The 11,280-nt window shown below is 57.5% G+C and carries 10 protein-coding genes, 7 tRNA genes and 1 rRNA gene; all 18 read right to left on the reverse strand.

Annotation, left to right across the window (positions count from 1 at the left end; all coding sequences use genetic code 11):
• Positions 1–24: 24 nt before the first annotated feature.
• Positions 25–660 carry an ATP phosphoribosyltransferase gene (gene hisG / locus RBI05_RS12535; protein WP_310551350.1) on the reverse strand — a complete coding sequence of 212 codons (636 nt, stop codon included), beginning with the start codon at positions 658–660 and terminating at the stop codon, positions 25–27.
• Between the two features lie 22 nt (positions 661–682).
• A complete protein-coding gene (locus RBI05_RS12540; RefSeq protein WP_310551351.1) occupies positions 683–1,897 on the reverse strand; it encodes an ATP phosphoribosyltransferase regulatory subunit in 1,215 nt (404 codons plus the stop codon).
• Between the two features lie 392 nt (positions 1,898–2,289).
• The gene (locus tag RBI05_RS12545) at positions 2,290–3,474 is read right to left on the reverse strand and encodes an acyltransferase (RefSeq protein ID WP_310551352.1); all 1,185 of its coding nucleotides are present in this window, start codon (positions 3,472–3,474) and stop codon (positions 2,290–2,292) included.
• A 1-nt stretch (position 3,475) separates the two neighbouring features.
• A complete protein-coding gene (locus RBI05_RS12550) occupies positions 3,476–4,012 on the reverse strand; it encodes an acyltransferase (protein ID WP_150458692.1) in 537 nt (178 codons plus the stop codon).
• Positions 4,009–4,662: a pyrophosphatase PpaX gene (gene ppaX, locus RBI05_RS12555; RefSeq protein WP_150458691.1), complete on the reverse strand. Its 654-nt coding sequence runs from the start codon at positions 4,660–4,662 to the stop codon at positions 4,009–4,011. Before ppaX ends, RBI05_RS12550 begins: the two co-directional genes overlap by 4 nt.
• Positions 4,663–5,751, reverse strand: coding sequence for a prolipoprotein diacylglyceryl transferase (lgt, locus tag RBI05_RS12560; protein WP_150458690.1), 1,089 nt, complete (start codon positions 5,749–5,751; stop codon positions 4,663–4,665).
• 12 nt (positions 5,752–5,763) lie between these two features.
• Positions 5,764–6,702 carry an HPr(Ser) kinase/phosphatase gene (gene hprK / locus RBI05_RS12565; protein WP_150458689.1) on the reverse strand — a complete coding sequence of 313 codons (939 nt, stop codon included), beginning with the start codon at positions 6,700–6,702 and terminating at the stop codon, positions 5,764–5,766.
• 219 nt (positions 6,703–6,921) lie between these two features.
• Positions 6,922–8,043, reverse strand: a complete 1,122-nt coding sequence (locus RBI05_RS12570) for an ABC transporter ATP-binding protein (RefSeq protein ID WP_150458688.1) — start codon at positions 8,041–8,043, stop codon at positions 6,922–6,924.
• Between the two features lie 98 nt (positions 8,044–8,141).
• Complete coding sequence (locus RBI05_RS12575; RefSeq protein WP_223879884.1) at positions 8,142–9,116, reverse strand: PucR family transcriptional regulator; 975 nt, start codon at positions 9,114–9,116, stop codon at positions 8,142–8,144.
• Positions 9,117–9,308: 192 nt separating this feature from the next.
• Positions 9,309–10,232, reverse strand: a complete 924-nt coding sequence (locus RBI05_RS12580; RefSeq protein WP_310551353.1) for an NAD(P)/FAD-dependent oxidoreductase — start codon at positions 10,230–10,232, stop codon at positions 9,309–9,311.
• Positions 10,233–10,373: 141 nt separating this feature from the next.
• Positions 10,374–10,459: transfer RNA gene (locus RBI05_RS12585), tRNA-Tyr, on the reverse strand.
• An 8-nt stretch (positions 10,460–10,467) separates the two neighbouring features.
• A tRNA-Phe gene (locus RBI05_RS12590) sits at positions 10,468–10,540 on the reverse strand.
• 18 nt (positions 10,541–10,558) lie between these two features.
• Positions 10,559–10,635: transfer RNA gene (locus tag RBI05_RS12595), tRNA-Asp, on the reverse strand.
• Positions 10,636–10,649: 14 nt separating this feature from the next.
• Positions 10,650–10,725, reverse strand: a tRNA-Thr gene (locus RBI05_RS12600).
• 37 nt (positions 10,726–10,762) lie between these two features.
• Positions 10,763–10,838, reverse strand: a tRNA-Val gene (locus RBI05_RS12605).
• A gap of 9 nt (positions 10,839–10,847) precedes the next feature.
• Positions 10,848–10,924: transfer RNA gene (locus RBI05_RS12610), tRNA-Met, on the reverse strand.
• A 25-nt stretch (positions 10,925–10,949) separates the two neighbouring features.
• Positions 10,950–11,041 (reverse strand) — tRNA-Ser (locus RBI05_RS12615).
• Between the two features lie 61 nt (positions 11,042–11,102).
• A 23S ribosomal RNA gene (locus RBI05_RS12620) occupies positions 11,103–11,280 on the reverse strand; the annotation flags it as partial.

The following is an 11,280-nucleotide window of genomic DNA, read 5'->3' on the forward strand; positions in this document are numbered from 1 at the left end:
CCTTCTGCTCCCGCTCTCCCGTACTTACCGCTGCTCAGCCCGGATGACCGGCTCCAGCCGGTCGCACAGCTGCTGAATCTCCGCATTCTTCATCCGGTAGCTGACCCGGTTCGCCACAAGCCGGCTCGTAATGCCGAAGATGCTCTGAAGCTCCACCAGCCCGTTCTCGCGCAGCGTCTGTCCCGTCTCCACCATATCCACAATCCGGTCAGCCAGCCCGATCAGCGGGGCCAGCTCGATGGAACCGTTGAGCTTGATGACCTCGACCTGCTGGCCTTGCTCGCGGAAATACCGCGAGGCTACATTCGGATACTTCGTCGCCACCCGCTGCTGAATGCCCGGCTTCCAGTCGGGCAGGCCGATGATGGACATCCGGCACCGCGCGATGCCGAGGTCGAGCAGCTCGTAGACGTCCCGGTCTTCCTCCAGCAATACATCTTTGCCGACGATGCCAATATCCGTCACGCCGTATTCCACATAGGTCGGCACATCGACCGGCTTGGCCAGAATGAATTCCATCCCCGCCTCCGGTACCGGAATCACCAGCTTGCGGGTCGCTTCGGCATCTTCCGGAACCGGCAGTCCCGCCGCCCGGAAGAGCGCCGCCGCTTTATCGTAAATCCGCCCCTTGGGCATCGCTACCTTCAATACCTGTGCCACTTCCGCCGCCTCCCTGTGTCTTCTATTCCGCTCTGTTCGCAGCGGGAGCGGCATAGGTCACGACCTCGGCGTATTCCTCCGCCGGAGCTGCCGCCTCGCTAGCCGCCGCTGAACTCCCTTCGCGGGCCGCCGCAACAAGCCGCGTGATCACCGTTCTGCCCTCCGCCCGCAACCGGGCTGCCGCCTCCAGCGCTTCACGCCGCCGGGCCGCCTCGTACCGAACCAGCACCGGCAGCGCGATATCCGCCGCGGCCTCCTCCGGCACGCCGTCCAGAATCCGGTTCGTCTTGAGCGAGAAGCCGGTGGACGGCACATCTCGGCCGAACTGCTTCAGCAGATTGTCATATCGGCCCCCGCTGCATACCGGGAATCCGAGGTCCGAAGCATAGCCCTCAAAGGTCATGCCGGTGTAATAGCTGAAGTCCCCGATCATCGTCAGATCGATCAGCACATGCTCGGAGACGCCGTAGGCCTCCAGCACTTCCCATACCCGGCACAAATGCAGGATCGATTCCCGGGCGAGCGGGTCGCCGCTCAGCGACAGCGCCTGGCCGCAGATCTCCTTGCCGCCCCGCAGCCGGAGCAGGCCCTCCATCTCTTCCTTCAGATTGCCTGGCAGCGCGAGCCGCTCCAGCGTCTCGCGGAAGGCTACATAGTCGCGGCCCAGCAGATGGCTCTTCAGCTCTTCCTGCGCCTGCGGCTGTCCGGGCAGCGTCTCCTGGAACAGACCGTTCAGGAAGCCGACATGGCCCATCGCAATGCGAAAAGACCGTACCCCCGCCGCCTGAAGCGAAGCGATGGCCAAAGCCACGACCTCGGCGTCCGCCTCCGCCGAGTCGTCCCCGACCAGCTCCACGCCGGTCTGGTAGAATTCCGCCTCGCGGCCGGCTTCTTCTTCAATGGCGCGGAACACATTGGCGTGATACGACAGCCGCAGCGGAAGCGGCTCGTCCCGGAGCAGCGAAGAGACCACCCGGGCCACCGGCGCCGTCATCTCCGAACGCAGCACCAGCGCCTGGCCGCGGTTGTTCAGCAGTTTATACAGCTTCTGATCGGAAGTGGAGCTGGCCACTCCGACCGTATCGTAATACTCCAGCGTGGGCGTCATGATCTGACGGTAGCCCCAGAGGCTCATGCATTGCAGCACATCATTCTCGATCTTGCGCAGCTTGCCGACGGCGCGGGGCAAATAATCGCGTACGCCGACCGGCTTCTCGAAGCCTTTCGGTTTCGACATGTCGGGATTCACCTCATCCATATGCGAATCGGCCTTCGGGCCGTTGGTTCGTTGTTCACTTGCCGGATTATCCGCTTTACCACAGCACTCACTCCGGACAATCGCTTTATTATGGTAAAGTGGTAGTAAAGTAAAGGATTTTTACTATGGTACCACGGCCTGTGAAGTTCCGTCAATTGCGGCGCTTGGCTCTTCTTTACAATTCCCCTTTCGGGGTGTTCTTCCTCCCTTGTGACCCTTCCGGGTCTGAAATATTTCCCGGGCTTCTTGCGCCCGCATTTCCCCAAGAAGCGGTAATAGCTAGTCAAAAAGCCCGTTCCCGCCAAGCTTCAAGCGGGAACGGGCTCCTATCGGGGACCCGGCAGTCGTCTCCTGCCGTTGGGACCAACCGGCTACCCGGTCTTACCGGCCGAACGGGCGCCGGCAACGGTGGAATTCTTGCCGGCGGACCGCTGGGGCGCCGAGCCGAACAGAATCCAAGCAGGCTTCACATAGCGGAAGGCCAGCGCCACGACCACCCAGGAGATCAGCAGGGCTGCCAGGAATCCGCCGAAGATCGCCAGCGAATAGGCGGCGTAGCCGCCGTGAAAATCAATCCGCCGATACACATACAGAACGGCGGGATGCATCAGGTAAATCCCGAACGAACAGGCCCCCGCCGATACCAGAAGGCGGGTGAACAAGCTCCGTCCCGCTCCGTACAGCAGGAAGGACAGCCGGAACAGGATCAGGCACGACAGCAGCGCGTGGGCATTAGCGAATCCTTCGTACCAGAAGCTGTTGATGACGGTTTTATCCGTGTACGTGGTATACCAGAGTTCCACGTGAACGATGCCGGCGGCCAGCCACAGCAGCCACAGAACCGCCCAGAGTCCGGTCCGGCCCCTGCCCTTGGAACCGGGGGACGGGACGAGCCAGCTTTTGACGGTCGGGTAGTAGACGGCGATCGCCGCCCCCAGCAGGAAGTAGGAGAAGTAAGAGATGGACAGGCTGCCCTTGGACAGATGCCACAGATCATGGCGAATCATATATTTATTCAGCACGACGAAGCCCCACTGCAGCGCGAGACCGGCCAGCGGCGCCCAGGCGGCGATGCGGCGGTTCTTCTGCAGCACCCACAGGAAGAGCGGGAACAGCACATAGAACTGAATAATGATGACAATATAGTACAGATGCGTATACGCCGTACCCGTCCACAAATACTTGAACAGCTTGGCCCCCATCTCCCCTGCGGGGGTTCCCCAGGCATGTCCGGCTTGAAGCTTCAGTCCGTAGTAGAGAAGCGAGAAGACGACATACGGAACCACGATATATGTCAGGCGCTTCCGGTAGAACGTAAGCAGCGTACGCCCTCCCATCGGCCGGTCGATATAATTGTAGAACAGCACAAAGCCGCTGAGGAAGACAAAGGACGGCACGGCGAACTGACTGAATTTATTGATGTACAGAAAAGGGTGAAACAGCGGTGTGTTCAGCGTCTCTGCCAGCGTCCGCGAGGTTGCATGGATAGCCAGCACCGCGAGAATCGCGATGGCCCGGAATATATCCAGCTGCGGAATGCGTTCTTTGGATGCCATTTTAAGATTCCTCCTCATCTCTGTCCGAGTGGAGGTCCGCCGCAGCCTCTGACCGGCTTGCCGGCTTCAGCTCCCGCAGCGGATTCCCGCCGACTCTCGCCCCGGGCGGCACATCCCGGTGTACAACCGACCCCGCCGCCACTACAGCGCCGTCTCCGATTGTCACTCCCGGGAGAATCGTGGTGTTGGCTCCGATCATGACCCGGCTGCCGATCACCACTTCGCCCAGCCGATACTCGTCGATCAAGTATTCGTGGGCCAGAATGGTTGTATTATAGCCAATGATTGAATTGTCGCCGATCGTAATCTTCTCCGGAAAGAACACATCGACCATCGCCATCAGGCCAAAAGCCGTATGCTCCCCGACCTTCATACCAAGCGCATGGCGATAAATCCAGTTCTTCACCTTCAGATTCGGGCAGTACCGGCACAACTGAATCCAGATAAAATTCTTGATCCCCTTCCAGGGGCTCACGCTCCGGTAAATATGCCACAGCGAGTTCTCGCTCTCTACGGGATATGAGGTCGTCCTTCTCACTGGCTCCCCCGTCCTCCCGCAGCAAGGGCCAGCAGCTCGCCCATCTCTTCAATGATATAGTCGGGTTCATAGCGTCTGAGCGTCTCCGGCCCCTTCAGCGACCAGGCCACCCCGGCGGAGAGCACGCCTGCCGCCTTCGCCGACTGGATATCCGCCGGACTGTCGCCGACCATCAGCGTCTTCCCCGGGGCCGCCCCAAGCTGCCGCAGCGCCGTCAGCACCGGCTCCGGATGCGGCTTGGGATGCGTAACCTCATTGACGGTTACAATCGTCTCCATATACTTTGCCAGATCGAACATGTCCAGCGCCCGAATGGTCGTCGGCCGGATCTTGGTCGTTACCACACCCAGCTTCACGCCCCGGCGATGCAGTTCCTCCAGCGTCTTATCCACTCCCGGAAAAGCCTGAATCAACCGATCATGATGCTCATTCTGATACGACCGGTAGGCCTCTTCCAGCTCCTGCACCTCGGTTCGTCCGGTGAACGCCGTCAACTGATGCTTCAGGGTCGTCCCCATGTGGGGAATCATTTCTTCCCGCGTCGGCAGCGGAAGACGGTGAGTCTCCAGCGCATAACGGAACGAGCTGAGAATCAGCTCGTTCGTGTTTACAATCGTTCCGTCCAGATCGAACAGCATGCAACTTATCATTTACCGTTTCTCCTCGGGCTGATCCGGCGGCGAAGCCGTCCCGGTCTTCTCTTGGTCTTTGGTCTTGGCGAGTCCTGACTGTTCGCTTGGCTCACCTTGCGCAGCCGAACGATCCGGAACACGATCCGGGGCGGCCGGGGATGCCATTTCTTGTCCCTCGGGCTGCTGCTTCGAAGACACAATCGGGTCCAGATAGCGGGCCTGGGCCGCCCCGGTAACCCGGCGGATGATGATAATCGCCACCGCGGCTACAACAAGGAGCAGCGCCAGCAGCTGAGAGGTCCGGATATTGCCGTAGTTCGGGTCGAAGCTGCCCTGCTCGAATCCCATCCATTCCATCGGCTTCCACAGCGTATTCAGCATGGAGGCAACTCCTGTGCTGCCGTTGAAGCCCAGACTGTCTGTCCGCAGCGCTTCAATGAAGAAACGTCCGATGGAGTACCAGATGAAGTAGGACATGAACAGCTCACCGGCGCGCAGGAATTTCTGGCGACGGAGAATGAACAGCACGGCGATGCCGACCAGACTCCACAGCGATTCATAGAGGAAGGTCGGATGATGATAGGCGCCGTTTATGTACATTTGGTCTACAATGAAGTCCGGAAGATGGAGCTTGTCTCTCAAAAAGGTCTCGGTCGCCGGTCCGCCATAGGCTTCCTGGTTGACAAAGTTGCCCCACCGGCCGATCATCTGACCGGCCAGAAGCGAAGGCGCGCATATATCCGCGATTCGCCAGAACGAATAGCCTTTGCTGCGCGTGTACAGAATGGCGCAGATAATAGCGCCGATAAGTGCTCCGTAAATGGCAATGCCGCCATTCCAGATTTTAAAGACATCAATTAGATTGTTCTTATAGTCCTCCCACTTGAACGCCACAAAATATATCCGCGCCCCTACAATGGCGGACGGCACGCCCAGCAGCAGCAGATCCATGAAGAACTCCTGCGGCATCCCGAAGCGGCGGCCTTCCCGAATCGCCAGGTAAAGCCCGGTAAGCGCGCCCAGACCCAGAATCAATCCATACCAATGCACCTTCAGCGCACCGATCGAGAAGGCGATCGGGTCCAGTGCGAGCGGAAATCCATGCATTATGCTTACCCCCTAATCGAGATCATCCATATCTTCCGAAATGGTCGCCGTCAGCTTCTGCGTGAATTGCATCGCTGCATTGAAGCCCATCTGCTTCAACCGGTAATTCATCGCCGCTACTTCGATAATGACGGCCAGATTTCGGCCCGGGCGGACCGGTATGGTTACGAGGGGCACATCGGTATCAATAATGCGCGTCGTCTCTTCGTCCAGCCCCAGACGGTCGTACTGCTTGTCCTGCTGCCAGGCTTCCAGACGGACAACGAGCGTGATCCGCTTATGGTTGCGGATAGCTCCGGCGCCGAACAGCGTCATGACATTGATAATGCCGACCCCGCGGATTTCCAGCAAATGCCGGATCAGCTCCGGCGCCGTGCCGTGCAGCTGGTTATCGGAAGTCTGGCGAATCTCTACCGCATCATCGGCGATGAGCCGATGGCCGCGTTTGACGAGCTCCAGCGCCGTCTCGCTCTTCCCGATGCCGCTGCTCCCCGTAATCAGCATACCGACTCCGTATACATCGCAGAGCACGCCGTGAATGGTTGCTGTCGGCGCGAGTCTTCCTTCCAGGAAGCTGGTCAATCGGCTGGAGAAAATTGTGGTCGCCATCGCGCTGCGAAGAACCGGCAGCTGCTTCTCGTTGCTGATGCCAATCAGTTCCTGCGGCACTTCCAGCCCGCGTGTAATGACAATGCACGGCGTCCGGTCGTCGCAGATCCGGCGAAGCCGGGCTTCCCGCTCCTCGGTAGGCAGCATGCTGAAGAATGCCAGCTCTGTCTTGCCCAGCAATTGCACGCGGTCTTCGGGATAATATTCAAAATAACCGGCCATCTCCAGGCCGGGACGGTTCAAATCGTCCACTGTAATCGGCCGTTTCAGGCCCTCGTGTCCCGATATGACCTCCAACTGAAAATGCTGTACCAGCTCAGATACCTTAACCTTCTTGGCCATCTTCTAATTCTTCCTTTCGTCGCCCAGCTTGGTGGCGATCCGTTCTCCGCAATTTCCGGACGGATTCCAGCTCTCTGACAGTTGGTAATTCTCCTGTTATCTTATCGGATACCATGCGCTATTGCAATCATGCTGTACCGGGGGCAGCAAGACAAAGAAAGCCGCGTTTTCCTCATCGGAAGACGCGGCCTTCATATTCAATCGGCGGGCTGCCGATTCTTATCCCAGCAGAATGTTCAGCTCGGATTCCTTGTCGAACAGGTGAATTTTGTTCATGTCGACTGCGAGCTTCGGCTTGCTGCCTTCGCGAGTCGTCGAACGTCCGTCCACACGGGCGATTACGGTATCTTTGCCTACGCCGCTCAGGTAGAGCAGCATTTCATGGCCCAGGTTCTCGGTAACGTCAACCAGAGCAGTGAAGATCGTTCCAGGCGAAGCTTCCAGGAATACCGGCTCTTCGTGAATGTCTTCCGGACGAACGCCCATGATGACTTCCTTGCCGATATAGCCTTTGCTGCGAATCGTCTGGGCTTTGCCGCCAGGAACTTCTACGTCCAGGTTCTCGGCTTTGAAGCGAACGGCTCCGTTCGACTCGGACAGCGTACCATGAATGAAGTTCATCGTCGGGGAACCGATAAAGCCTGCTACGAACAGGTTCTCCGGATAGTTGTACAGTTCTTCCGGGGAAGCGGCCTGCTGAATGATGCCGTCCTGCATAACGACGATGCGGTCGCCCATGGTCATAGCTTCCGTCTGGTCATGCGTTACGTAGATACAAGTCGTTTCAAGACGTTTTACGAGCTTCGTGATTTCAGCGCGCATCTGACCGCGCAGCTTGGCATCCAGGTTGGACAGCGGTTCGTCCATCAGGAACACTTGAGGATCACGTACAATTGCGCGGCCCAGGGCAACACGCTGACGCTGACCGCCGGAAAGCGCCTTCGGCTTGCGCTCAAGCAGATGCTCGATATCGAGGATCTTGGCAGCTTCGCGTACTTTCTTGTCGATCTCGTCTTTCTTGACTTTGCGCAGCTTCAGACCAAACGCCATGTTCTGGTACACGCTCATATGCGGGTACAGGGCGTAGGACTGGAACACCATCGCGATATCGCGGTCTTTCGGGGCTACGTCGTTCACAACGCGGTCGCCGATGAACAGCTTGCCTTCCGAAATTTCTTCCAGACCGGCGATCATGCGCAGAGTCGTGGATTTCCCGCAGCCGGAAGGACCGACGAGTACGAGGAATTCCTTATCTTTAATGTCGAGGTTGACATCGATAACCGTGGCTTTATCGGAACCCGGGTATTTCTTGAACACATGCTCTAAACGTACGCCTGCCATTGAACTTCCCCCTTGAATCGGAATAAATTCGCAATAACTTATAGTCCTATCTTACCCCAGTCTTTATGTAAACGCTATTTGTAACGTTCACAAAAAACCTATTTCCTTTTCGTCACTTTATACAATAGCAGCGTCAGCTTCACAATAGCCGCATCCCCGAATACCCGGACATCGGCGCCGGTCTCCTGCTTGATCTTGTCCAGCCTGTACAGGAGCGTATTGCGGTGAATGTAGAGCTTCTTGGCGGTCTCGCTCACATTGCACTCCATCTCGAAGAACGTTTCGAGCGTAAGCAGCATTTCCTTGTCGGCCATCACCGAGGCGAACTGGCCGAACTGCTCCAGCAGAAGTCTCCGCCGGGACTCCGGGATACTGTTGACCAGCCGCTCCAGGTGAAGCCTCCAGGGCAAATGAATGTATTCCCCTATCTGAAAAATCCGCCCCAATATCAGCGTCTCACGCAGAAGCGCCGTACTGCCTACCAGCTCCTTGGCCGGAACCATGGCCGGCGCGACCCCCAGATGGAACAGGCCGCCCCACTCGGAGGCGATCAGCTCGTGCAGCCCCATCGCCGCCTGAGCGAGCAGATCCTTTGTATCGTAGTCTTCGTCTTCTTCCTTCTCTTCGCTTCCGGTGAGCAGCTCTTCCCGGGCCAACACCAGCCATTCCTTGTCCTGCAGCGGAATCAGCAGAGCCGTTTTGTCCAGATAGCTCCTCACCAGCTTCATCAGCGAGCCGTAAGTCAATTCCGGGGCCCCTACCGTCTCGCTCACCAGCAGAAAAGGAATCATGCTGCCGAATGTCCGGCTCTTTAGCCCCATCTCCTCCGGGATCTCGGCATCGCGTTGATCCTGCTCGAGCTGCCGTTCCAGCCAGGCCCCCAATTCTCTGGCTTCCGTTTCTCCTTCTTCTTTGTGAGCCGATGATAATGTCGGAGCCATAACCACGTTGGCTGCGGCCAGCGAAATCAGTTCCTGTTCCAGCGCGGTCAACCCTTCGCCGTCAATCCAGAGTGCCGTGGTCTTGCCTTCCTGCTCGTGAAGCCGCACCCACAGCCGGGCGCCTGCTAACACTGGAGCGCTCCCCTGTTCCTCTACGCCAAAAAGAGAAGCAGCCTGCTGCTTCCCCATCAACTCAATCCCCGTATTTCTTCCGGTAATTTGTCCAAGCCTAAGCCGTAGCGTTTCACTGTTCATTGCCACCTGCGCCCCACCACTTTTGCTTTTTTCATTATTTTATCACACTTTGTCGAATGAGTAGAAATCTCAATGGAACGGATCCGTACCTTTAAGCCTCTGCAAGTGCTTGTTGATCCAGATGGCGGCGATGGCCCCTTCGCCCATGGCTACCGTTGCCTGCTCGGCATGCACGCCGAGGTCGCCTGCAATCCATACCCCTTCCACATTCGTCGTAAGCGACCGTGAGTCGGCTTCCACATGCTTGTTCTTGTGAAGTTCGAGTCCCAATTGTTCCGCCAGCTCGGAGTGGACCGTATTCCCGCCAAAAGCAATGAACCCGCGCTCGGCCTCCAGCCTCTCACCGCTCTCCAGCCGAACGCCGGTAAGCATCCCGTCGTCCTCTTCCTCAATGGCAGCGGCCGCCTGTTCCAAGTAGCGTACCCCCAGAGACTCCAGGCGTTCAAGCTGTTCGGCAGACAGGGGCTGTTGCTCGTGATTGAGATAGGTCAAGTCGTCTGTGCGCGCAGCCAGAATCAGCGCCATCTGATATCCGGCCGTCCCGGAACCAAGCAGTACCGTCTTCCGGCCCTGAATCTCGAAGCCGTCGCAGTCCGGGCAGACATAGACGGATCTTCCCAGACAGCGCGTGAGACCGGGCAGAGAGGGATAACGGTCCATGATCCCCGTCGCCAGCAGAACAGTTCTTGCTTTGTATCGCTTCCCCTCGGCGCCTTCCAGTTCGAATTGTTCCCCCTGCTTGCCGGCCTTTATAATAGTATCCGTTGCAAAAAGCACGCCGGCCCGCTCCGCCTGAAGCCGCCCCCTGGAACGCAACTCCTCCCCGGAGATGCCATCCGGGAAGCCAAGGATATTATGATAGCTTCTGCAAATGGAAGAGCGGCCCGCGCCTTTGTCGACGACCAAAATCCGGTGCGCCGAATAGCGGCCTAACTGAATGGCCGCTTGCAGACCGGCAAAGCCGCCGCCGACAATTACGGTATCATATATCATGGAAGAAATTCCTCATTTCACATTTGGATTATCTTATATTTAAACGAATCCGGTTATTTTAAACTCCCTTGCCGGTCTGTCCCCAAGCAGAGACAACAAAAAAGCCGTCCTTCGAAAAGGACAGCTTGTCATTTATATAACTGGTGGAGGCTGATGGATTCGAACCACCGAACTCGTACGAGAACAGATTTACAGTCTGCTGCGTTTGGCCACTTCGCTAAGCCTCCATAAAAAGTGGCTCGGGACGGAATCGAACCGCCGACACGAGGATTTTCAGTCCTCTGCTCTACCGACTGAGCTACCGAGCCATATTCGGTTGTAAAAAATGGCGGAACCGACGGGATTCGAACCCGCGATCTCCTGCGTGACAGGCAGGCATGTTAGGCCTCTACACCACGGTTCCGCATTTGATTACAATGGTGCCGGCGAGAGGACTTGAACCCCCAACCTACTGATTACAAGTCAGTTGCTCTACCAATTGAGCTACACCGGCATGTTACTAATTCCGTACTTACCACTCACTAAATGAGTGGTGGAGGCTGAGGGGTTCGAACCCCCGACCCTCTGCTTGTAAGGCAGATGCTCTCCCAGCTGAGCTAAGCCTCCAGGTATGTATGGTAGCGGCGGAGGGGATCGAACCCCCGACCTCACGGGTATGAACCGTACGCTCTAGCCAGCTGAGCTACGCCGCCATACGAAGAACTATAAAATTGAGGATGGCGGAGAGAGAGGGATTCGAACCCTCGCACCGCTTACGCAGTCTAACCCCTTAGCAGAGGGTCCCCTTATAGCCACTTGGGTATCTCTCCATCCAATGGTCCAGGCTTGATCGCCTGAAAACCGGATCCGAAACTCACATTGCAACTTCTTTTGGATAAGCCCTCGACCGATTAGTACTGGTCAGCTCCATGCATTGCTGCACTTCCACCCCCAGCCTATCTACCTCGTCGTCTTCAAGGGGTCTTACATACTGGGAAATCTCATCTTGAGGGGGGCTTCACGCTTAGATGCTTTCAGCGCTTATCCCGTCCGTACATAGCTACCCAGC

The organism is Paenibacillus glufosinatiresistens (genome assembly GCF_031470375.1).
GTDB classification, from domain to species: Bacteria; Bacillota; Bacilli; order Paenibacillales; family Paenibacillaceae; genus Paenibacillus_AQ; species Paenibacillus_AQ glufosinatiresistens.

Bases quoted from the DNA above. Each gene is read 5' to 3' on its own strand.
- hprK (WP_150458689.1), bottom strand. From the start codon at position 6,702: ATGGCCAAGAAGGTTAAGGTATCTGAGCTGGTACAGCATTTTCAGTTG.
- ppaX (WP_150458691.1), bottom strand. From the start codon at position 4,662: ATGATAAGTTGCATGCTGTTCGATCTGGACGGAACGATTGTAAACACG.
- lgt (WP_150458690.1), bottom strand. From the start codon at position 5,751: ATGCATGGATTTCCGCTCGCACTGGACCCGATCGCCTTCTCGATCGGT.
- RBI05_RS12540 (WP_310551351.1), bottom strand. From the start codon at position 1,897: ATGTCGAAACCGAAAGGCTTCGAGAAGCCGGTCGGCGTACGCGATTAT.
- RBI05_RS12570 (WP_150458688.1), bottom strand. From the start codon at position 8,043: ATGGCAGGCGTACGTTTAGAGCATGTGTTCAAGAAATACCCGGGTTCC.
- RBI05_RS12545 (WP_310551352.1), bottom strand. From the start codon at position 3,474: ATGGCATCCAAAGAACGCATTCCGCAGCTGGATATATTCCGGGCCATC.
- RBI05_RS12580 (WP_310551353.1), bottom strand. From the start codon at position 10,232: ATGATATATGATACCGTAATTGTCGGCGGCGGCTTTGCCGGTCTGCAA.